The 22,718-nt window shown below is 40.3% G+C and carries 24 protein-coding genes; 14 read left to right on the forward strand and 10 right to left on the reverse strand.

All coding sequences use genetic code 11. From position 1 onward, the window contains the following. Positions 1 to 37 precede the first annotated feature (37 nt). Entirely contained in the window at positions 38 to 253 is a 216-nt protein-coding gene (locus tag AC106S_RS17745; protein WP_482441027.1) for a hypothetical protein, read from the reverse strand. Positions 254 to 448: 195 nt separating this feature from the next. Between AC106S_RS17745 and AC106S_RS17750 the strand changes: the two genes are divergently transcribed. From AC106S_RS17750 to AC106S_RS17770, 5 genes are all read left to right on the forward strand, one after another. Further along, positions 449 to 1,153 carry a DUF4919 domain-containing protein gene (locus tag AC106S_RS17750; protein ID WP_482441028.1) on the forward strand — a complete coding sequence of 235 codons (705 nt, stop codon included), beginning with the start codon at positions 449 to 451 and terminating at the stop codon, positions 1,151 to 1,153. 184 nt (positions 1,154 to 1,337) lie between these two features. Next, positions 1,338 to 2,189, forward strand: a complete 852-nt coding sequence (locus tag AC106S_RS17755; protein ID WP_482441029.1) for an alpha/beta fold hydrolase — start codon at positions 1,338 to 1,340, stop codon at positions 2,187 to 2,189. Further along, on the forward strand, positions 2,189 to 2,659 hold the full coding sequence (locus AC106S_RS17760; protein ID WP_482441030.1) for an RNA polymerase sigma factor: 471 nt from the start codon (positions 2,189 to 2,191) through the stop codon (positions 2,657 to 2,659). The genes AC106S_RS17755 and AC106S_RS17760 overlap by 1 nt, the downstream gene beginning before the upstream one ends. Continuing rightward, positions 2,649 to 3,242 (forward strand): hypothetical protein, encoded by a 594-nt coding sequence (locus AC106S_RS17765; protein WP_482441031.1) that lies wholly within the window; start codon positions 2,649 to 2,651, stop codon positions 3,240 to 3,242. Before AC106S_RS17760 ends, AC106S_RS17765 begins: the two co-directional genes overlap by 11 nt. 68 nt (positions 3,243 to 3,310) lie before the next feature. Beyond that, the gene (locus AC106S_RS17770; RefSeq protein ID WP_482441032.1) at positions 3,311 to 5,095 is read left to right on the forward strand and encodes a M43 family zinc metalloprotease; all 1,785 of its coding nucleotides are present in this window, start codon (positions 3,311 to 3,313) and stop codon (positions 5,093 to 5,095) included. An 82-nt stretch (positions 5,096 to 5,177) separates the two neighbouring features. Here AC106S_RS17770 and AC106S_RS17775 read toward each other — a convergent pair whose 3' ends face one another. From AC106S_RS17775 to truA, 3 genes are all read right to left on the reverse strand, one after another. Then, positions 5,178 to 6,935, reverse strand: a complete 1,758-nt coding sequence (locus AC106S_RS17775; RefSeq protein ID WP_482441033.1) for an ABC transporter ATP-binding protein — start codon at positions 6,933 to 6,935, stop codon at positions 5,178 to 5,180. Positions 6,936 to 7,158: 223 nt separating this feature from the next. Then, positions 7,159 to 7,452 (reverse strand): hypothetical protein, encoded by a 294-nt coding sequence (locus AC106S_RS17780; RefSeq protein ID WP_482441034.1) that lies wholly within the window; start codon positions 7,450 to 7,452, stop codon positions 7,159 to 7,161. Positions 7,453 to 7,463: 11 nt separating this feature from the next. Further along, the gene (truA, locus tag AC106S_RS17785; protein ID WP_482441035.1) at positions 7,464 to 8,195 is read right to left on the reverse strand and encodes a tRNA pseudouridine(38-40) synthase TruA; all 732 of its coding nucleotides are present in this window, start codon (positions 8,193 to 8,195) and stop codon (positions 7,464 to 7,466) included. 109 nt (positions 8,196 to 8,304) lie between these two features. Between truA and lpxK the strand changes: the two genes are divergently transcribed. The 6 genes from lpxK (at position 8,305) to AC106S_RS17815 (ending at position 14,229) form a co-directional block, all read left to right on the forward strand. Then, positions 8,305 to 9,330, forward strand: a complete 1,026-nt coding sequence (gene lpxK / locus AC106S_RS17790; protein ID WP_482441036.1) for a tetraacyldisaccharide 4'-kinase — start codon at positions 8,305 to 8,307, stop codon at positions 9,328 to 9,330. Then, the gene (locus AC106S_RS17795) at positions 9,314 to 10,129 is read left to right on the forward strand and encodes a purine-nucleoside phosphorylase (protein ID WP_482441037.1); all 816 of its coding nucleotides are present in this window, start codon (positions 9,314 to 9,316) and stop codon (positions 10,127 to 10,129) included. The genes lpxK and AC106S_RS17795 overlap by 17 nt, the downstream gene beginning before the upstream one ends. A 298-nt stretch (positions 10,130 to 10,427) precedes the next feature. Further along, positions 10,428 to 10,943, forward strand: coding sequence for a TlpA family protein disulfide reductase (locus tag AC106S_RS17800; RefSeq protein ID WP_482441038.1), 516 nt, complete (start codon positions 10,428 to 10,430; stop codon positions 10,941 to 10,943). A gap of 17 nt (positions 10,944 to 10,960) precedes the next feature. Continuing rightward, positions 10,961 to 11,419, forward strand: coding sequence for a GNAT family N-acetyltransferase (locus AC106S_RS17805; protein WP_482441039.1), 459 nt, complete (start codon positions 10,961 to 10,963; stop codon positions 11,417 to 11,419). A 202-nt stretch (positions 11,420 to 11,621) separates the two neighbouring features. Then, entirely contained in the window at positions 11,622 to 12,713 is a 1,092-nt protein-coding gene (gene dinB, locus AC106S_RS17810) for a DNA polymerase IV (RefSeq protein ID WP_482441040.1), read from the forward strand. Between the two features lie 43 nt (positions 12,714 to 12,756). Next, a complete protein-coding gene (locus AC106S_RS17815) occupies positions 12,757 to 14,229 on the forward strand; it encodes an alpha-amylase (protein WP_482441041.1) in 1,473 nt (490 codons plus the stop codon). 93 nt (positions 14,230 to 14,322) lie between these two features. Here the strand turns inward: AC106S_RS17815 and AC106S_RS17820 are convergent, their stop codons facing one another. The 3 genes from AC106S_RS17820 to AC106S_RS17830 all read right to left on the reverse strand — a co-directional run bounded on the left by AC106S_RS17820 (position 14,323) and on the right by AC106S_RS17830 (position 17,046). Next, a complete protein-coding gene (locus AC106S_RS17820; RefSeq protein WP_482441042.1) occupies positions 14,323 to 14,490 on the reverse strand; it encodes a hypothetical protein in 168 nt (55 codons plus the stop codon). Positions 14,491 to 14,599: 109 nt separating this feature from the next. After that, a complete protein-coding gene (locus AC106S_RS17825) occupies positions 14,600 to 15,940 on the reverse strand; it encodes a carboxylesterase family protein (RefSeq protein WP_482441043.1) in 1,341 nt (446 codons plus the stop codon). Between the two features lie 203 nt (positions 15,941 to 16,143). Beyond that, the gene (locus tag AC106S_RS17830) at positions 16,144 to 17,046 is read right to left on the reverse strand and encodes a helix-turn-helix domain-containing protein (RefSeq protein ID WP_482441044.1); all 903 of its coding nucleotides are present in this window, start codon (positions 17,044 to 17,046) and stop codon (positions 16,144 to 16,146) included. 131 nt (positions 17,047 to 17,177) lie between these two features. On the opposite strand from AC106S_RS17830, the gene AC106S_RS17835 reads away from it, so the two are divergent. Next, positions 17,178 to 17,582, forward strand: a complete 405-nt coding sequence (locus AC106S_RS17835) for a cupin domain-containing protein (RefSeq protein WP_482441045.1) — start codon at positions 17,178 to 17,180, stop codon at positions 17,580 to 17,582. A 32-nt stretch (positions 17,583 to 17,614) separates the two neighbouring features. Beyond that, positions 17,615 to 18,670 carry an NAD(P)-dependent alcohol dehydrogenase gene (locus AC106S_RS17840; RefSeq protein ID WP_482441046.1) on the forward strand — a complete coding sequence of 352 codons (1,056 nt, stop codon included), beginning with the start codon at positions 17,615 to 17,617 and terminating at the stop codon, positions 18,668 to 18,670. A 244-nt stretch (positions 18,671 to 18,914) separates the two neighbouring features. Here the strand turns inward: AC106S_RS17840 and AC106S_RS17845 are convergent, their stop codons facing one another. Further along, positions 18,915 to 19,277: a winged helix-turn-helix transcriptional regulator gene (locus AC106S_RS17845; RefSeq protein WP_482441047.1), complete on the reverse strand. Its 363-nt coding sequence runs from the start codon at positions 19,275 to 19,277 to the stop codon at positions 18,915 to 18,917. 171 nt (positions 19,278 to 19,448) lie between these two features. Between AC106S_RS17845 and AC106S_RS17850 the strand changes: the two genes are divergently transcribed. Beyond that, positions 19,449 to 20,327, forward strand: a complete 879-nt coding sequence (locus AC106S_RS17850) for an NAD(P)H-binding protein (RefSeq protein WP_482441048.1) — start codon at positions 19,449 to 19,451, stop codon at positions 20,325 to 20,327. Between the two features lie 89 nt (positions 20,328 to 20,416). Here AC106S_RS17850 and AC106S_RS17855 read toward each other — a convergent pair whose 3' ends face one another. Both AC106S_RS17855 and AC106S_RS17860 read right to left on the reverse strand, forming a co-directional pair. Further along, a complete protein-coding gene (locus AC106S_RS17855; RefSeq protein ID WP_482441049.1) occupies positions 20,417 to 21,700 on the reverse strand; it encodes an alkaline phosphatase family protein in 1,284 nt (427 codons plus the stop codon). Positions 21,701 to 21,813: 113 nt separating this feature from the next. Next, complete coding sequence (locus AC106S_RS17860) at positions 21,814 to 22,650, reverse strand: GNAT family N-acetyltransferase (RefSeq protein WP_482441050.1); 837 nt, start codon at positions 22,648 to 22,650, stop codon at positions 21,814 to 21,816. Between the last annotated feature and the right edge of the window lie 68 nt (positions 22,651 to 22,718).

A 22,718-nucleotide genomic window follows, 5' to 3' on the forward strand; every position in this document is an offset into this window, starting at 1 on the left:
GGTCGCCGCAGAAAATCTGCGGCGACCGGTATATTTGTTAATGATAGGCTTGCTTGAATTTTTCAATCATACTGTCCAGATTATGTCGCTGGACATACACACTTTTTACCTCTTCATACCGTGGCGATTTGTAGAAAACCTCATGAAAATCCATACTTCCGTTTCCTACCTTTACGACTTTCTGTACTTCGATATTCAACTTTCTCAATTCATCTTTGAAGACTTTAAATTCGTCCTGGATACTGGTGCTCATTTATATATTTGGATTTAAGTTAAAAAAACTATTTATGTTTATACCCCTTTTAAAGTCAGGGCTGTTTCTCAAATTTTAATTAAAGTTAACAAATTTATCAATACAACACAGCACTTTCACAATATTTTATTGTTTTTTTTATCAATAGAAGGCTTTTTTATTTTTTTTGCTACATATTCCGTATTTTTGATCCTGATGAAAATAATAACAAAACTATTAGAAACCATGATTATCAGAGCATTCTTCACTTCATTCTGTTTAGTACTGATCTGTCTTGTAAAGGCTCAGACACCGGAATTCAAAGCACCGGATTATGCTTTAATTCAGAAGAATATTGAGGATAAAAACTCAGAATTCTATTATCCTGCCCTGCTGAAAAGATTAAAACAGAACGATACCCTTCTCACAGACAGCCAATACCGGCATCTTTATTTTGGTTATACCTTCCGGAAAGAATATAAACCCTACAAAATCTCTAAGAAAATGGAGGAAATGGGAAAATATTACCGTGCAGAAGATATTTCCGAAAAAGACATGATTAAAGGGATCAGGCTTTTCCATGAAGCCCTGGAAGAAAATCCGCTGAACCTCCGAGCCATGAATTACCTGGCCTATATGTATCATCTTACCCATGATGACAGTACCGCCAAAAAAATCTCAAGAAACGTACATGGGCTATTAGATGCCATTCTGAGTTCCGGGGATGGACTGAAATGTGAGACAGGCTTTCATGTTATCTGTGTTTCTGATGAGTATGTAGTTCTCAATATATTCCAGATGGAACTCAAATCACAGGCCTATACGGGAGAATGCGATTATATGGAATTTGAAAAAGATCAGTACAAAGTTCCCGGACTGTATTTTAACATCAACAGGTTCCAGGGAAAAATGTTTGATTAGCACACTTCAATGATCCGGTATATTGAAATAAAAGCCATCTTTTAATACTTTTCTATGATTAAATCCCTTATAAAAGGGACTCCGGGAAGGAAAAAATATTTTTTCAAAAAAACTGAAAAAGTTTTGTAACATTTTAAAAAGGTCCGTCTCTAAAAGACAAATAAACCTTACAACTTTAGAAATCATGAAAAAATTCACATTCCTTCTGATCGTTATGTTATTCTTCGCTGCAGCATGCAATATATTTGGGCAGGAAAAATCATATCCGTTTGAGGTAAAGAAAACCGGAACCGGAAAGCAGGCTCTTATTTTTATTCCCGGTTTTGCTTCTTCCGGAGAAGTATGGAAAGATACCGCTTCGAAATTTGAAAAAAATTACACCTGCTATACTTTAACCATGTCAGGATTTGCAGGAACAAAACCACAGCCGGAGGTAAGTTTTAAAGATTGGGAAAACGGGATTGCAGCCTACATCAAAAGTAATAAGATAGAAAAACCCGTAATTGTAGGGCACAGTATGGGAGGAGGTCTTGCTCTGGCCATCGCTGCCGATTATCCGGATTTGCCCGGCAAAATTGTGGTAGTGGATGCTCTTCCCTGCCTGGCCGCCTTATCCAACCCCAACTTTATCTCTAAAGAAAACAACGACTGTTCAGTGATGATCAATACACTCACCGCTATGCCGGATGAACAGTTCCGCAGTATGCAGGCTCAGGCTATCCCAAGCCTCCTGGCAGATACTTCCATGCAGGAAACGGTTATCGGCTGGAGCATGAAATCAGACCGGAAAACTTTTGCCAAAATGTACTGTGATTTTTCCAATACGGATCTCAGGGAAAAAATCAAAACCATACAATGCCCTTCCCTTATTTTACTGGAATCCTACTTTATCAACTTCAAACCGGCTATTGAAGGACAGTATAAAAATTTGAAAAATGCTGATTTCCAATACGCATCCAAAGGGCTACATTTCATTATGTATGATGATAGAGACTGGTATCTGAACCAGCTTGATAATTTCTTATCTGCGAAATAATGATATTCGAGGATATATACGAAGTGTACTGGCAGAAAATATTCCGGTTGTGTATGGGATATGTAAATGACGCGGAATCCGCCCGGGACCTGGCTCAGGAAACATTTATCATTGTCTGGCAGCAGCTTCCGAAATTCCGGAATGAATCCAGTGTAGGTACATGGATCTTCAGAATTGCTTCCAATACCTGTCTCCGGCAGATTGAAAAGGAAAAAAGGTTCTCCAGAACAGATCTGCCGATCAACCTGGAAGAGAAAAAGCAGGAATCCCTGGAACCTCAGATCCTGCTGCTCTACCGGTTTATTTCAGAGTTACCCGAAACGGACAGGATCATTATTTCGCTGGAGCTTGAAGATATAAAACAGGCAGAAATTGCACAGATTACCGGACTTTCAGAATCCAATGTAAGGGTAAAAATTCACAGGATCAAAGAAAAATTAACGCAAAAGTTTAAAGAAAATGGCTACTGATATCGACTTTAAAAATATATGGCAACAGCAGTCTTCCGACAGACCCAATAGGGAGGAACTGCTCGGCAGGCTGAAAAAGTTCAGAAACGAAAACCTGCGCAGGCTGGTTCTTACCAATATAGCCCTGATTGCAACCTCTCTGGGGATTGGTTTTATCTGGTTCCGTTACCAGCCTCAAATGATATCTACAAAAATCGGAATTATACTCGTTATCCTGGCCATGGTCATTTTCCTTCTAGCCTACAACCGGATGTTCATGCTTTTTTATACAACCGACACTGCGCAATCCAACAGTGAATATCTGCAGAACCTCTATATGGTAAAGAATAAGCAGAAATTGATGCAGACCACCATGCTGAATCTGTATTTTATCATGCTGATCCTGGGAATCTTTCTGTATATGTATGAATATGCTTCAATGATGAAGATTTCTTCTGCTGTTCTGGCTTATGGAGCTGTTTTGGTATGGATGGTCATCAACTGGTTTTATATAAGACCCAAAACCGTTAAAAAACAGCAGGAAAAACTGAACGGGCTCATCCGTAAATTCGAGGAACTCAATAATCAGTTTAAGGAATTGTAGATCAGACTTAATTTATTATAGTATTTTTTGATTATTTTTAAATTTCAAACCATTCATATAAAAATACTATGAAAAAATTACTATTTCTTCTTATTTCAGGGGGATTATGCACAACTTTTTATTCACAGAAGCTGGAATTTCAGGAATGCGGAACTGAAGAACTGATGAAAAAGCATTATGCAAAGTTCCCTGAGGATAAAGCCCGCGATGATGCTTTCAATCTGGAACTCTCCCGGCTGATCAAAAGCGGAAAGCTGGCCTCCAGGCTGAATAAAAATCAGGTGTATGAAATTCCGCTTGTAGTACATGTTGTAGGAGATGGCAGTGCAATAGGAACTCCGAACAACAAGTCTGATGCAGATATCATTGCATGGATCAATTACACCAACGGCGTATTTGCAGGAAGCTCATCCAGCGGAATGGCCGGAACCAGTGCGGTACTGCCTGTAAAATTTGTTTTTGCCCGGATAGATCCCAACTGTAACGCGACCAACGGAATCAACAGAATTAATGCTTCCCATCTTCCCAAATACGTAAGCGGCGGTGTAAACAATGACAATACAGCAAATGCCGTAACCGATTCTGAGATCACAGCCCTGGGAATGTGGGATACCAGCAAATATTATAATGTGTATGTCGTAAAAAGGCTGGCCTCCAATTCAGGCTTACTGAATGGCTTTGCCTATTATCCGGGAGGGCTCAATGATTTTTCTTTCATGTCTGCTTCCGCCTCTGCAGTCAATGCTCAGACGATGGCCCATGAATTCGGACATGCGCTGGGCCTGCGCCATACCCACGAAGGCTATAATGAATCTACCGGAGCCTGCCCTGCCAATACAGACTGTACCCTTCAGGGAGATTTTGTATGTGATACCGAACCAATGAAGAGTCTTTATCATTCTTCCGTTCCCGGTACCTGCCAGACCGGACAGATCAATCCGTGTACCAGCCAGGTGTATGCCGGAGGGGAGAAAAATGTTATGGCTTATACGTTCTGTTTCCGGAATTTATTCACACAGGGACAGACAGACCGTGCCGTTGCCCAGCTTCTGCGGTTCAGACAGTCCCTGGTTAATTCTCCGGTAACATCTGCTACGGTTCCTAATAACAGTTCTGTATTGACCGCAGCCTGTGTTCCCGCTTCCATTACCACTCCGGGAACCTTCAATATCGGGATTACTTCTGTAAAATTCGGAGATATCAATAATTATTCATCCAATTATAAGCAGGCTTCCAATAATTTTTATGAAAACTTTACCGGGGCTTATTGCCTGGGGAAATCAAAAACGACCATTCCGTCCGGAACAGCTACAACACTTACCGTAGGGCCGGGTCTGAATAATCCACATACCATCAGGGCTTATATTGATTATAACAATGACGGGCAGTTCAATGAAACAACCGAACTGGTCCTCAGTCAGAGCGGAATAAGCAACGGATCATTTGCTACTGCCTCTGTAACACCTCCGGCCGGGGCTGTGCTCAACACTCCGCTGAGAATGAGAGTTATTGGTGACTTCAATGGTATAGCAGTTACTGCATGTTATACCCCAACATACGGACAGGTAGAGGATTATTCGGTAATGATCGGACAGAACAATTCATTATCAGTAAAGGATACAGAGACAAAAAATGCAGCAGAAATCAGCAGAGATGAAAATGATGTGTATGTAAAAAGCAATTTAAAAATACATTCTCTGCACATTTATGACGCTTCGGGAAGGCTTCTTACCAGCCAAAACAGTATTAAAGCCACAGAATACAGATTCCCGGTCAGTCAAAAGAACATTATTGTAACAGCAACGGTTGTTCTGGAAGACGGAAGAGTGATTTCCAAAAAATTAAAATTCTAAGAGCCTTGTGATAAATTTGCAGAATAAAAAAGAGTTCCGTATTGTACAGAACTCTTTTTTGTATTGTCAGTTTTAGCCTGAATCAGACTTCTTCATCTTTCTCCATTTCCACTTCATGTCTGAGCTGTGCTTTATACAGTGTGGCATAATATCCGTTCTTATCCAGCAGTTCAAGATGTTTTCCTTCTTCTACGATCTTTCCGTGTTCCATCACAATGATCTTATCTGCCTTTTCGATGGTTGAAAGCCTGTGCGCAATAATAATGGAAGTCCTGTTTTTTGTGATCTTTTCAGTGGCTCTCTGGATTAGTTTCTCGCTTTCGTGGTCAATAGAGGATGTTGCCTCATCCAGAATTAAGATTTTAGGATCAGACAGATAGGCTCTGAGGAAAGACAGCAGCTGTCTCTGGCCTAAAGAAATGGAAGATCCCCTTTCGCTCACCACATAATCATATCCTCCGGGAAGCTGCTCAATAAACTGATCTACTTCTATTTCTCTCGCTCCCGCTTTTATTTTTTCCAGCGTAATACTGTCGTCTCCGAAAGCAAGATTTTCAAAAATACTTCCGTGAAACAGGAAAACATCCTGCAGTACCACTCCTATATGACTTCTGAGGTTATACAGTTCATAATCTTTCAGGTCTACATTATCGATCAGAATTTTTCCTGAATTAATATCATAAAGCCTTGTAATCAGGCTGATAATCGTTGATTTTCCTGCTCCGGTAGCACCTACAATGGCCACCGTTTCTCCCGGATTGACTTTGAAATCAATTCCTTTCAGTACTTCCTGCTTTTCATCGTAGGCAAAGCGCACATTCTCAAATTCTATTTTACCGTCGAAATGGTCTTTTTTCACGGTTCCTGTATTCGGCATTGAATTGTCTTCATCCATCAGTCCCAGCACTCTTTCTGCTCCTACAATACCCCTCTGGATATTATTAAAACGGTCTGCAATCTGCCTTAAAGGACGGATCAGCATGGAAATATACTGAATAAAAGCGATCACCACCCCGGCACTGATCGTGATATACCCTCCATAAAACAGGATAAATCCGATGAAAAGAGATGATATAAGTTCTACAACGGGAAAGAACAGTGAAAAGATGAATACCGTTCTCAAAAGGGCCCCTTTCAGTGTAATATTGATCTCATCGAATTTTTTAAACTCTGATTCCTGCCTGTTGAAAACCTGGATGATAGGCATTCCGGCCAGCCTTTCCTGAACAAAGGAGTTCTGGGTTGCCGTCCAGTTTCTTTCATCTCCGAAAGCTTTTTTAAGTCTTTTCTGGAAAAACCGGGTAATCACTACCATTAAAGGCAGAATAGCCAGCGTAATATAGCTCAGATGCACATTGGTGCTGAACATCATGACCAGCACAAAAATAATTCTCAGGATATCCCCGAAAACCATCAGGAACCCGTCCGTATATACCGTAGCAATAGTCTCCACATCTCCTACGGCACGCGTTACCAGCTGCCCGATCGGAGTTTTATCAAAAAAAGAGGTCCTGAAATAGATGAGCTTTGCGTAAAGCCTCTGTCTTATATCACGGATAACGTTCTGAGAAATATAGTTGGAAAAATAAACCAGGAAAAAGTTCAGAACGGTTTCTGCAAATACCAGTCCTACCAATATGTAGATATGTTTCATCATCAAAGCTTTATCTTTAAGCTTGGTGATGTCATTATCCACTACTTCCATCGTAAGGTAAGGCCGGTAAGTAGAAACCATAGACAGTATAACGGAAATTATCAGGGTAATGATAAACCAGGAACGGAATTTCATCCCGATAAAGAACAGCCTCTTGATAATCCCCCAGGTATCTTGTTTTTTCATTGTACGAATTGAAGAAAAGAATTAAAAATTCCGTACAAAAATAAGACTTTATAATTTGTCTGCCTTTACAACTTCATCAATTCATCATAGAAAATGTCAGATAGGTATCATTTACAGAATGAATAGTTTGTGCTTTTTCTGCCTATCACACTTCAGAAACAAACCGGTCCTGATCCGGAATCTGTTCCGTAAATGTATGTTTTCAGAATTCCCGTATGTTCAGTTATTTTTTGTTCCGGCGTCTTCCAAGATACCATCCAACCAGTAAAGCAACAATAGCAGAAAGAATCCAGCCCAGAATATTCACCAGGGTAAATGAATGAAAATCCATATCCTGCGAATAATGATTGGGATCGAGGATGATTCCCGCCATTCCGTACATAAGGCCAAATATAAACTGTAATCCGAAACACAGGACAATTCCTAAAAAACCGTACAGCCATTTCTTTTTTCCGGAACGGGCTGCCAGTTTTTCATAATATAAAAATACGGCTGCTGCAATAAGTACGGAAATCATAAGCTTCAGGTTTAAAATTCGTATCCTACATCCACAAGGTACAGGCCGTGCCCGGGAGCAGAAGTTCCCGCAGCATTCCGGTTTTTATCTTCAATCACCTTACGCAGGTCTTCCGGTTTTATTTTCCCGGTTCCGATCTCCACCATAGTTCCAACAATGGCGCGGACCATATTTCTGAGGAAACGGTTGGCAGAAACCGTAAATTTCAGTTCTGTTCCGTCCTGTTCCCATTCGGCCTTGTAAATCCTGCAGATATTGGTTTTATTATCGGTTTTCAGCTTGGCAAAACTTGTAAAATCCTCATATTCAAAGAGTATCTTGCAGGCCTCGTTCATTTTATCAATATCAAGAGGTCTTTTCCAGTGCTGCCATGCAGATTCCCGGGTGAAAGGATTTTTGGCAAGGGAAATATAGTATTCGTAGGTTCTGTACGTAGCATCAAAGCGGGCATGGAAATCATCCTTTACGGGAAATATTCTTTTCACAGCAATATCCGGGGGCAGAAAACTGTTCAGTTTGTGCGGAAGATTTTCATCCGGCACTTTTTCCGTATCAAAATGAGCAAATATTTTTTTTGCATGCACACCGGTATCTGTTCGCCCGGCTCCTGTGGTTTTGATTTCTTCTCTCAAAATTGTGGAAAGTGCTTTTTCCAGCTCTTCCTGTACAGAAACAGCGTCCGGCTGTATCTGATAGCCGAAATAATTTTTTCCGTTGTAAGAAAATTCTATAAAGTATCTCAAGGTATTTCAATAACTCCACAAAAATACTTTAATTTAACGAAATAATTGTTGAAAAGTCTTTGAGAATATTGCATCAAATCCCTGCGAAAATTCCTATTTTTGCAATCGTATGAAAAGATGGTACCTTTATCCTTTTTCCCTGGGTTATCATTTGGTAACGGGTATCCGAAACACAATGTATGATCTGGGAATTTTTAAGTCAACAAAGTTCAAAACACCGATTATCAATGTCGGCAACCTTTCCGTAGGCGGAAGTGGAAAATCGCCTATGGTGATGTATCTTGCCCAATACCTGTCCAAGCATTACCGGACCGGTGTACTTTCGCGTGGTTACGGAAGACTGACGAAAGGCTACGAGGTAACGAATTACGACAGTAATTATAAAATGGTGGGCGATGAAGCGATGCAGCTTTTTGAACGTTTTAAAAACCGCTTTGTGATTGCCGTTTCAGAGAAAAGAGTTCCCGGTGCCAGAAAAGTGATTGAGGATATGGATCTGGATGTTCTGGTTCTGGATGATGCCTTTCAGCACAGAGCCATTAAACCCGGCTTCAATATTCTGATGACCGACTTTAATGATCCGTTTTTTAAAGACCATCTTCTCCCGGCAGGAGATCTGAGAGAATCAAGGGCCGGCTCCAAAAGGGCAGATATCATTATGGTAAGCAAATGCCCGGATGAACTGACTGAAGAGACCAAACGGTACTATATTTCAAGGATCAGACCTTCCCATCACCAGAAAGTATTCTTTTCGTCCATCGGTTATGACGAAAATGTGTACGGAAAAGATAAAATGCTTCCGGATAATAACCTGAATTATTATGACATCCTGCTGATCACCGGTATTGCCAACCCCAAACCTCTTCTTGAGCATCTGGCAAAATTTTCGCAGAGAGTTAAACACCTTAAATTCAGGGATCATCACAGTTTCACGGATGATGATATTAAGAAAATCACTGCTGAATACAAGAAATTGGGAGAATACAAACTGATCCTGACTACCGAGAAAGATTATGTCCGTCTGAAAACTTTTGACTATCTTAGAGAAATTGTTTACTACTGGCCTATCAATGTAATTATTGATAAAAAGGAAGAATTCAATCAAATCATCTTAGATTATGTTAGAAAAAATTAAGCAGACATCAGATTTTATCAGAGGAATTATTCAGGATGTTCCGGATTTTGCCATTGTATTAGGTTCCGGATTAGGAAAACTGCAGGATGAAGTACAGGCGATCCATACACTGGAATATGCTGAAATTCCCAATTTCCCGCAGACTACGGTTGCCGGACATGGAGGAAAACTGATCTACGGAATCTTAGAGGACAAAAAAGTGCTGATGATGAGCGGCCGTTTTCACTACTATGAAGGCCATTCTATGGAAACAGTAACCTTCCCGGTACGCATTTTTCACATGCTGGGCATTAAAAACCTGATCCTTTCCAATGCTTCGGGCGGAGTGAATCCTGCCTACAACGTAGCTGATATTGTGATTTTAAAGGACCACATCAATATGATGCCTGAACACCCGCTTCGCGGCAGAAATATTGATTCATTCGGACCCCGTTTTGTGGATATGAGTGAACCTTACAACAGGAAAATGATTGAGACGGCTGAAAAAGCTGCCGTAGAAAATAATATTAAAATCCATCAGGGCGTGTATGTAGGATTGCAGGGGCCAACCTTTGAAACTCCGGCAGAATACGGTATGATCAAAGCTATCGGTGGAGATATGGTAGGAATGAGCACCGTTCCGGAAGTGATCGTTGCCAGACATATGAGTATGGACGTTTTCTGTATTTCCATTATTACAGACCTGGGAGGCCCGGATATTGCCTATTCCGTATCCCATGAAGAAGTCCTGAATGCTGCCAATAAAGCCATGCCGAATGTAATTGCCGTTGTGAAAGGGCTGATCAGAAATTATCCGTAATTTAAAAATACCTGTAAAGGTTTACCTGGAATTTTTTATTCTCGCTGATTTTGCAGAGGACACAGATTTTTAAAAATTTAAGTGCACTTTTCAACGTACAGTTTATTTCTAAGGAAACCCGTACATTAAATAATTCATCTTCATCTTTTATCTATAAATTATGTTCTTCTATTCATGATAAATCCGAACCGATACGCATTCATAGAAATTTTCGATCTCATAAATTTTTCTTAATTCATTGAAAATCGATTTCCGGTTGCGATTCATTGTTTAGATTTGTACTGAGAAATTGTAAGAAATGAGAAAGTTATTATTAATATTTGTGACGGGTATTTTCGGATTAGGTTTTTCCCAAGAGGCTCCTGCCGTTCTTAAGAAAGGCTTTTCTAAAGAAGCTCTGAAGCAGAAACTGGAAGATGAGGATGGAAAAACAGTCAGTATTCAACAGATTCTGGATCAGCATAAAGGGAAAGTTTTAGTGATCGACTTCTGGGCCGGATGGTGCAGAGACTGTCTGAAGGCACTTCCTAAAGCTGAAGAACTGGAAAAAAACAATCCTGATGTAGATTTTGTATTTCTTTCTCTTGAAAAATCAAAAGAGAGCTTTGATAAAAGTCTTGCCAGATTCAATATGAAGGATAAGGATAATTACTGGTTTGCTTCCGGATGGAAAAATAATTTCAATAATTATGTTGACCTCAACTGGATTCCGAGATATATGGTTATCGACCAGAAATCCGGTATTGCCAAATATTATGCTATTTCTCCGGAAGACCCCGAAATTCAGCAGACCATAGATAATCTTTTAAAATAATTCTACACTTTGACGCCATGATTATAAGAGAAGCAACGGAACAGGACCTGGAAATTCTTTTAACATTCGAGCAGGGAATTGTTTCTGCAGAAAGACCATTTAACTCTACCCTTATTGAAGGTGAAATCCATTATTATGATCTGGGCCATTTCATAAAGTCCCCGGATGCCGTTTTAATTGTTGCTGAAGAGAATAATGAGATTGTTGCCTCCGGTTACGGACTTATTAAAGATACGGAGAAGGATTATTATAAGTTTAAGACCTATGCTTATCTGGGATTTATGTACGTAAAACCGGAATACCGGGGAAAAGGAATCAACAAACTGATTACCGATGAGCTGATCAGCTGGTCGAAATCAAGGAATATTTCAGAGATCAGACTGGATGTTTATGCACAGAATGAAGCGGCTATAAAAGCTTATGAAAAAGCAGGGTTTGAACCGCTTCTTCTTACGATGAGACTAAAAAATAGGTAAACTGCAGGAATAATTTTCATAACGTTTTAATTTAAAAATATTTGTTGATAACTGTCTGTATATTATAAACCTGTTTAAACTTTTTACGGGACTTTAAAGGTATAAAATGAACCTGCGATCTTTAAACAGATCTTATAAACACTTTCCATCTCCTCACCTCCAACTTCCATCATCCTTTCCTCTAAAACCCTATCTTTGTATTATGGACCTGCCGCTTCGTAAGATTATTCATGTGGATATGGATGCATTTTATGCTTCCGTGGAGCAGCACGACAATCCGGAGCTTAAAGGCAAACCTATTGCGGTGGGAGGCCAGCACCGTGGAGTGGTTGCTGCCGCAAGCTATGAAGCCCGGAAATATGGGGTACGTTCTGCCATGCCCAGTAAAACTGCCCGTGAGAGATGCCCTCATCTTATTTTTGTTCCTCCCCGCTTCGCCCGGTACAAAGAAATTTCAAGAACGATCAGAGAGATTTTTCATGAATATACGGATCTTGTGGAGCCGTTATCCCTGGATGAAGCTTACCTTGATGTTACAGAGAACAAAAAAGGGATGGAATCGGCTAATCTCATTGCCCGTGAGATCCGGCAGAAAATATTTGATCAAACCGGTTTAACAGCTTCAGCAGGAATTTCAGTCAATAAATTTCTGGCAAAAGTAGCTTCAGATATCAATAAGCCCAACGGCCAGAAAACCATTCATCCCGATAAAGTTGAGGGATTCCTGGAAGAACTTCCTGTTGAAAAATTTTACGGCGTAGGAAAGGTTACAGCTAACAAAATGTTTAGTTTAGGGATTTACAAAGGAAAAGATTTAAAGAAAAGATCTCTGGAAGAGCTGGAACGTCTTTTCGGAAAGTCCGGCAGACATTATTACAATGTGGTAAGAGGTATCCACACTTCGGAAGTAAAACCGCACCGCATTCAGAAAAGTGTAGCTGTTGAAAGAACTTTTTTTGAAGATCTTTTTGATGAGCAGCAAATCGATGAAAAGCTTGAAAATCTAGGACAGGAACTGCATCAGCGGTTACAGAAAAATAATATTCTGGGGAGGACCCTTACTTTAAAAATAAAATATAAAGATTTCTCTATGTTCACGAGGAGTATCACCAAAGAGGATTTTTTTTCTTCACCGGAACAGTATTTCAATACCGGGAAAAAGCTGTGGGAACTCCGTCCTTACAATAAACCTGTAAGATTACTGGGACTATCTCTGTCTCATCTTAATACGGAAGAAAAAAAACAGGTCTCTATTCAACTAAAAATCCCGTTTGAAGAATTTGAAAATCAGTAGATGAAAAATTTTCACTATCTTGTATTGACCAAATGCATTATATATGAACCCAACAATGATCCAGTTTTTCCACTGGTACTCTGAAGGAAGCGGTAAACTGTGGAAAGAAGCTGAAAAACAGGCAGCCCGTCTCGCCGGGCTGGGAATCACGTCTGTATGGTTTCCTCCCGCTTATAAAGGGGCCAACGGAGGTTATTCTATCGGATATGATGCTTATGATCTTTACGATCTTGGGGAATTCGACCAGAAGGGAACCGTTTCTACCCGATATGGAACGAAAAAAGATTATATCAAAGCCATTAAAGCCTTAAAGAAACATCACATTGAAATTATTGTAGATATTGTACTGGGGCATAAAGCCGGAGGTGATGAACTGGAAAAGTTCAAAGCGGTAAAAGTAGATGAAAACAACAGGGAAAAAGTTATTTCCGATGTGATTGACATTGAATCCTATACTCATTTTACGTTTCCCGGCCGGGGTAAAAAATATTCCGATTTTGAGTGGAACTTTACCTGTTTCAGCGGTGTGGATTATGCGGAAGGCATGGATTCCCACATTTTCAAAATACAGTCTGAGTACGGAAATGACTGGGAAGAAATGATTGATGATGAAAAAGGGAATTACGACTACCTGATGTACAACGATATTGAGCACCGCAATCCCTTTGTACGCGAAGAACTGAATAAATGGGCAGAATGGTATTTTAACGAGACTGATTTTGACGGGGTAAGGCTGGATGCCTTAAAACATATTTCTTTTGATTTTTATAAAGAGTGGCTTACCATGCTCCGCTCCAATTCCGGAAAAAATATTTTTGCCGTGGGCGAATACTGGGCTCCGGGCCATCTTCATCTTCTCCAGAAGTACATCGAAGTAACGGAAGGCTGTATGAGTCTTTTTGACAGCTCCCTTCAGAATAATTTTCACAATGCATCAAAAGAAGGAGGCTCTTATGATCTCCGGAGAATTTTTGAGGGCTCCCTCACAGAGGCTGATCCGATGCACTCGGTAAGCCTTGTTGACAATCATGACACCCAGCCATTACAGGATCTTGAAGCTCCGGTAGAAGCATGGTTCAAACCTATTGCCTACGCTCTTATTTTACTCCGTAAGGACGGATATCCCTGTATTTTTTATCCGGATCTGTATGGCGCCCATTATATTGATAAGGACAGAGACGGCAATGATCAGGAAATATTTTTACCTAAAACAGACGGAATTGAAGAGCTGCTGAAAGCCAGAAAAGATCATGCTTACGGTGAACAGCGGGATTATTTTGAAGATGCCAACTGTCTTGGATGGGTACGGGAAGGAGATGAAGAACATTCAGGATGTGCAGTGGTTCTGAGCAATAAAGATGCTTACAGCAAACCTATGGAAATAGGAAAAATCCATGCCGGAAAAAAATATAAAGATCTGCTGAAGAGATTTAAAGATAAGGTGGTTATTGATGAAAACGGGTGGGGAAACTTTCCTGTTCCTGCCGGGAATGTAAGTGTCTGGGTTCCGGAATAAGACAAAACAGGCTATATAAAAAGCATACCTGATCAAAAGGCAGAGATCAGGTATGCTTAGCCGATTTTTTTTAAACACTGTATTTTATTGTTTTTAACATTGAATGCCCCGGCAGTTCATAAAGTCGCCGGCCCACTCGCAGCAGAAATTTTCTTCGTTGTAGGTGCAGCATACCCTGTTGCCCCAACGGTCTCCTGCTTTCACGTTCTTCAGTTCTTCCCTGCTGATTTTTCTTACCTGTAAAAGAGTTTTGGTTTTCATAATGATCTGTTTTATGTTTGATTGATTAAATATACAAAAAAATCACTCATTGTTGAATAAATACAATCAACTGCATTATTTGGTCTACCAATATCACAGGGAACCATTCTCAGCGGGTAAGTTTACGGAGACTCAGAATTTCAGGTCTTTCAGATTCTGCGGAGATATGCCCCGTTCCGGCAAATTCTGCCCAGAGTGCACGGAGTTTTTTACCGTTTTCATGAATATATTCCCAGGAAACATTCTTCAGCAGTTCCGCAGGCTTCCAGGCCTCCTCATTTCCAAAAATAAGAGGAAGATCAACACAATGGGCCGCCCCTATCAAATTATTCCGCAGTTTTGAATGAATCCTGAACAGGTAAACATTTCCTCCGGCTCCGGCAAGATCTTCAGCAAAATCTTCAGCGGGCTTGCCATAAATAAATTCGGTTGTCTTTCTGACTGTCTTATCCATAACTTTCAGCCCAAAACCTTTCCCGAAATATTTGTTTAAAGCTTCGGAAGTTTTAAGATAAAAGGCCGTTTCATCATTATTCAGGCCAATCAGAACATCATATTTCCGTGCGCTTTCTTTCCACTTTTCTTCGGCTTCAATTTCATGACATAAAGGAGGAAAGCCATACTGTGTTCCGAAAGGCATGGCTGCCTTCAGACCGTATTTCATTACAGACGGTACATATTTTCCGTACTCATCCATCATTTTGAAAATATCAGTTTCATCCTTCAGCCCTTCTGTTTTTTTCAGAAATTCAGCAGACATTTTCTGTCTTTTATGACGCAGACCTAAAGGTGCACTCTGGATAATAACTCTCTGAAACAGATGTTCCACTCCTTCAGAGATCATCAGGTGGGCAATGGCATCACCTCCTGAAGACTGTCCCAGAAGGGTAATATTTTCAGCATTGCCTCCAAAACCGGAAATGTATTTTTTAATCCATTTTAAAGCTTCTATCATATCAAAAAGCCCAAGATTGGGAGGTCTTGATCTGTCACCTCCTAAAAAGCCGAAAAGTCCGAGCCTGTAAGAAACATTCACCACAATAATATTCTGCTCTTTCACCCATTCTGCGGCATCGGCAGTGGTAAGGTCTCCGCAGCCGATCTCGTGCGAGCCGCCATGAATCCAGACGATAACCGGAAGATTCTCATTTTCTGAAAAGTGTTCCGGACGGATCACCGAAAGATACTGTGTAGATTCATCAGGATTAAAATCATCAATCCGGGTCGGCCCGATCATCTTTTCTACCAGCGGGCTGATCTTCTGAGGGCAGACAGGAGTTTTAACGGGGAGTGCTATTTCCGGAACAGGCTGTTCAGGAACAGGTTTCCCGAATCTTTCTGAACGGGCATAACGAATGCTTTTCGCCCTAATCACCCCATCTTCCTTCAATGCTGTAACTTTCCCGAATCCGGTATTGAAAACATGGATTTCTTTCTGCTGTGATCTCATTTTAAATGTTCAAAACTTTTACTATTAAAGATAATCCTGTTTTTTGAGAATAAAAAATTTAACCTGTTTTTTTATATTGCTTTTATGAAGCCGGATCTGAAAGAAGGAAATGAGGAGAGGCATCAGTACTTATCGCATTGATATCTTATTATTCTTTTATAGCATTAAAAACCGGTATAGATTTTTAGATCTTTTAATCCCAATCAGTTCAGATTTTTATACTCACTTGGGGAAACCCCTACTTTGGTTTTGAATAATCTTGTAAAATGCTGCGGATATTTAAATCCCAGATCGTAGGAGATCTCACTGATTGATTTTGAAGGATCCAAGATCTGTTCTTTGGCTGTTTCGATGAGTTTGTTATGAATAAATTCCTGTGCGGAAATGCCTAATTCTTTTTTAATCAGGTCCCCGAAATAATTGGCCGAAAGATGAAGCTGATCTGCAAAATAATGCACCATCGGAAAACCTATTGTTTTAGGATTATCAGATTTAAAGTAATCGTCAACAAGTTTTTCAAATTTCCCGATTACCCCCTGATTGATATGATCTCTGGTAATAAACTGCCGATCGTAGAAACGCATACAGTAGTTCAGGAATAATTCAATATTATTAACAATCAGTGATTTGCTGTGTTTATCAATAGACTGTTCCAGCTCCAGTTTAATATTTTTAAAACATTCGAGAACAATTTCTCTTTCTTTTTCGGAAAGGTGAAGTGCTTCATGTACATCGTAGGAAAAGAAAGTATAGTCGTTGATATTTTTCCCCAGGTTAGTTCCCTTGATCAGATCCGGATGAAAAAGCAGGGCATAACCTCCCGGCTGAACAGATCTCCCGTCATTGGTAACCCCACTCACCTGCCCCGGAGCAATAAAGACCAGTGTTCCTTCCTGGTAATCATAACTGTGCTTGCCATAATGCATGTCACCGCAGATCACATCTTTCAGAAAAACGGTATAAAAGGAATAGGTTCTCCTGTACTGGCATATAGGATCCGATTTTGAAAAATCAACCACGCTTACCAGCGGGTGAAGCGTTTCATGATTGGTCATTTTATTATATTCTGAAATACTGCTGATCTTTTCAACGGCCTGATTGTCCATAGCATATGTTTTAATCTGATTCAAAATTACTACTTTCCTGCATATCCTGTCATGCAGACTGTAAAATTGGTAAGTAATCCGGTAATCTGTATAAGTTCTGTTTTTCTAAAAGTTTCGATTTTTGCATAGTGATGGAAATACTCAATACCTCTATTTTTCCGAAAGGAGAAAAGGCTTCCGCTTATTATTTTTCCGGCGGTACAGCATGGATACATATTTTAAAGCCTAACGCGGATGAACTGAACTGCCAGATTGCTCATGTCACTTTTGAGCCCGGCTGCAGAAATAACCGGCACTCTCATGGCGGCGGACAGATTTTAATTGTAACTTCAGGAACCGGTTTTTACCGGGAAAAAGGTAAACCTGTACAGATTCTCTGCCCGGGCGACACGGTAAATATTCTTCCGGAAGTTATACACTGGCATGGCGCAGGTCCGGAAGGTGAATTTACCCACATCGCTGTTAATCCCAATACCCGGAACGGCATTGTGGAATGGCTGGAACCTGTAAGCGATGAGGAATACCCGCATTTATAAATCGTTATTAATTAATTTAAGCAAAATATACAATGAGTACAATTACAGTAAAAGCTTACGGTGCCGAATCTAAAACGGCAGATCTGAAAGAAATGAATATTGAAAGAAGGGAAGTTACCGCCAAAGATGTAGAAATTGAAATTCTATATTGCGGGGTATGTCACTCTGACCTTCACACGGCCAGAAACGACTGGGGAGGATCTCTGTATCCGGTGGTTCCGGGGCATGAAATTGTAGGAAGGATTACCCAGGTTGGAAGCGGAGTTTCTAAATTTAAAGTCGGAGACCTTGCTGCTGTGGGCTGTATGGTGGATTCCTGCGGACACTGTGACAGCTGTCAGCACGATCTGGAACAGTACTGCCTGAACGGATTTACAGGCACTTATAACGGTAAAGACCAACACCTGGGAGGTCATACTTTTGGTGGATATTCGCAGAAAGTGGTGGTTGATGAACATTTTGTATTAAGTGTTCCTGAAAATCTGGACCTGGCTGCCGTAGCTCCGCTTCTGTGTGCAGGAATTACTACCTGGTCGCCTCTAAGACACTGGAATGCAGGCCCGGGTTCTAAAGTAGCTGTTGTAGGACTTGGAGGATTAGGACATATGGCTATCAAACTAGCAAAAGGACTGGGTGCTGAAGTAACCTTATTTTCAAGAACACCGGGAAAAACTGAAGATGCCAGACAGCTCGGTGCTGATCATGTTGTTATTTCAACAGATGATACTCAGATGGATGCTGTAAAAGGGAAATTCGACCTGATTATTGACACTGTTCCTTATGAGCATGATATCAATCCTTATATGCAGACGCTCAGACTGAACGGAACCATAGTACTGGTAGGTTTTGTCGGGGAATTTGAAAATGAAGCGGTAAGTACCAGACCCATGATCTTCCAGCGCCGTTCCGTAGCAGGATCACTGATCGGCGGCATTGCTGAAACTCAGGAATTACTGGATTTCTGCGGAAAGCACAATATTGTTTCAGAAATTGAACTGATCAAAATGCAGGATATCAATCATGCTTATGAAAGAATGCTGAAGAGTGACGTGAAATACCGTTTTGTTATTGATATGAAGTCTTTATAGAATCTGTTATTAGTATTATAAAAGACCCTTTCACAACCGGAAGGGTCTTTTATTTTTGGTTTTTGTCCGAGACTGTTGGAATATTCCGGTTTTTGTTGGAATGTATTTTTTTTAAATGGGCTTCACCCTATTTCTATTGAATAAGGCTCGCTTATGTATTTTAGTCTCTATTCAGATTTTTAAATTCAATAATGATGAATGGTATTTGTATTGAATAGGGTACTTTTGATCTAAAGCTATCAATTTATTTTTTGTATTTCCCCTGCATATCCTGAAATGCCCATTCTGCCATAGCATCAATAACGGTTCCCAGGCCATTTCCTGCATCACTTAATTTATAGGTTACATGAGGCGGAACTACCGGCCTTGCGGTCCTGATGATCAGTCCGTCTGCTTCCAGTTGTTTAAGATGCTGAATCAGCATTTTTTCTGTGACGGCCGGGATTGCTTTTTTCAGTTCACTGTATCTTTTCTCCCCGGTGGAGAGATTGAAAAGGATAATCGGTTTCCAGAATCCTCCGATTCTTTCCATGACGTACATTACAGGGCAGTCCTGCAATACTTTTCTGTTTTCCTGAATGGTTGAGTTTTCTTTAATGGCTGTCATAACAATACATACTTTAGGGTAAGTACTTGTAAAAAAGTAAGTACAAATATAACTTTGTCACCGGAAATAAAAAAATATTTGTTATGAAATCGCAGGCATCCGGTCGATTCATCAAGAGCGGCCCATATTCAGCGATTATATATGACATTAAAAACAATAAAAAATTTACATATGAAAATTGTTATCACAGGATCATTGGGAAATACAGGCAAACCTTTGGCACAACAGTTAGTGTCGGAAGGACATGATATTACGGTAATCAGCAGCAGCGAAAGCAGAAAGACAGAGATTGAAACTCTTGGTGCAGTTCCGGCAATCGGATCAATAGAAGATCCTGATTTTCTGGCTGAGACGTTTGCAGGTGCTGATTCTGTTTTTTTAATGACTCCGCCTGCCATAAGTGCCGTAAACATTGTTGAAAACACCATTAATGCCGGAAAAAATTATGCCGAAGCTCTGAAAAAAGCCGGAGTAAAAAGAGCCGTTATGCTCAGCAGCGTGGGAGCAGAGTCTCCCGTAGAAAACGGCCCGATCAAAGGGCTTCATCATATTGAAAAACTGTACAGCGACATAGAAAACACCTCTTTCACCTTTTTAAGAGCAGGATATTTTTACACCAATTTTTTCAATGATATCCCTTTAATTAAAAATGCAGGCATCATTGGCGGAAATTATCCGGCAGGGGTAAATATTCCTTTGGTTCATCCCGAAGACATCGCCAAAGCTGCGGCTGAAGAGCTTGTAAAAAATGAGACTGGAAAAAATATCAGGTATATTGTAGGAGACAGCCGCAAAGCTTCTGATTTTGCCAAAGTTTTAGGAGCATCGGTAGAAAAACCGGAACTGCCGTGGGTGGAATTTTCTGATGAAGACGCTTTCAGCGGAATGCAGCAGGCGGGTCTACCACAGGATATGGCAGAACTGTATACGGAAATGGGAAGAGGAATGAGAACAGGGGCCGTTCAGAAAGATTTTATTGATCATGGCTCACCGGTTACAGGAAGTATTAAACTGGAAGATTTTGCCAGGGAATTTGCCGGTAAATTTTAAATTAATTTCAATTAACGGTAAGAGTTTGTCCCGGTTCCGGCGCACCAAAGGTGCGCCGGAACCAGGACAGTTTTTTACCAGCCTTGTCTCTACTTCTTATTAATCAGTATCTCTTTTAAAACTTTTAATTTTCCATCAACAGGCTGATCGGTTTTTAATCCTAAAACCTCAGCAACTAAAGGATAAACATTCACATTTTCAAATTCACCGATCATCTTATTACTTTTAAATTCAGGTCCCCAGGCATAAAATGTGGCCTTCATCTCCGGCGTTATTCCCGGGTTATAACCATGTTTTCCGACTGAGGTTTTCTTTCCTTTTTCCAGAAATATTTTCGGAGCTTTCGGAATGAGAAGAATCTGCCCGATTCTGCTATACCTGTCGTCTCTGGTGGCAAAGTGCAGATACCGGGGTAGCTTTTTATCCAGATACACCTCATAGTCATCTGTTTTATGGGATTTTAACTCTTTATAAACTGTTTTTACCTCAGAAGGATTCTTCACATAAACTCTTAGCAGAGTCTGTGAGTTATAAAAATCGAATCTGTTTTTATCAAAAAGCAGAGCCGGAATTTCCAATGGAGTTCCTCCGTCTACTTTGATCATTCCATGATCTGAAACAAAAATAAAATTCACATTTTTCAAACCCAATTCATTTATTTTCTGAACCAGCTCTCCTATTGCCTGATCAATTAAATGAACTGCATTTTCCGTTTCCGGAGAATCCGGCCCGTAATGATGGCCGCTTCCGTCCACCTCCGGGAAGTATAATGAGATAAAGTGAGGTCTTTTTTCTTCCGGCAGCTTCAGCCAGTTGACCACTTTACTCACTTTTTCAGAGGGAGTAAATTTTTCATGATAAGGGTAATAATAAGAGGGTCTCATTCCTCCGGCATCACTGGCAGAGCCTACCCACATCAGCGAGGCGGAAACCATTCCCTGCTTTTCAGCCAGTGCCCATAGCGGAGTTCCTCCATACCAGCTTCCGTCTTCCGCATTCTTTTTATTGCTCATCGCGTAGGCTTCTTTTCTTTTATAGTCGTAGAAAAAATTATCGATCAGCCCATGATGAGAGGGATATAATCCGGTGATCAGACTCCAGTGATTGGGAAAAGTAATACTGGGATAAGCGGGAATCATCGCTTTAGCCTGTACTCCGTCTGAAGAAAGTTTCAAAAGATTTTCCGCATTATATTTTTTAGCATAATCGTAACGGAACCCATCTGTTGAAATCATAATTACATAAGGTTTCCCCTGGGTTTCCATACTGTTGGAACGGCCAGGAATAACAACCTGTGCTGTATCTGTACTCGCTTGTTGTGAAAAAACTGTCAAAGAAAAAAACAGCAATACAATCTGGATTCCTCGCTTCATTATTTTAGAATTTCCGGCAAAGTTACATTCTCTGCTGCTTCCTGAAAAGTTTAAGAGATTAAAAGTATATTAAAACGCTTCCGGAATTAATTTAAATTTAAAATGAAAACAGATCAAATACTGCGTATCATTTCAAACTGTGATAACCAGTTGTTAAGTCCTATTTTTTTATCAAGGAATGTATATATCTCTTCAGAAACATCATCCACATTATTGACTGCGATGGGCTGCCCGTCGGCAATGGCTCTAAAAAGCGTCACCCCTACTCCCTGTTTTCTATATTCTTTGCGCACTGCCGCCTGAAGTACCCTTCCTGCACCGGGATTGTAAATGATATAACCGGCCAGATTTTCATTACAATATGCTCCCAAAGCCTGATAGGTATCCGGCATAGGATCCAGTACAAAAACAGATCCCTGCCATGAAGGTTCAATATCCCAGAAAGAACGGAGACTTTTCCATTCAAAATCCTTCATCTTCTTTATTGTAATATCAGGATTCTCTACTCCTGAACTGATATTTCCTTTAAAACAGTTCAATTTTCGGACAACTGTAAAGCCTAATCTTTCATAAGCCCTGATCGCAGCAGTATTTCCTTCGATTACTTCCAGCAATAAAACATTGGCTTTCCTTTCTTTCAGAGCAGGAATAATAAAATCATACATTTTTCTTACCAATCCTTTCCCTCTGCTTTCCGGGACTACACCTGTCCCGCCGTTATAAATAATTTTCCGCCCATTCTCCAACTTTTCGGACTGAAGAATAAAACCAACCAGTTTTCCCTCTTCAAAAGCTCCCACTGAAATACTTAAATCTAATTTTTCAGCAGCAATTTTAGATGCAAGCACTTCCTTCGTCAGATGAAAAGGAACAATATAGTCTGAAAAAGAAAGATTAAATACTGCTAAAAGCTCATCTAATTCAACATGGATTAAAGTTTTAAACTCCATAGATCTTATTTTTTTTAATTATCATTTCCCGACGACCACTCTCGGTCAGGATCTTCCTTACACTACTA

The sequence above is a fragment of the Chryseobacterium sp. FR054 genome (genome assembly GCF_056844565.1).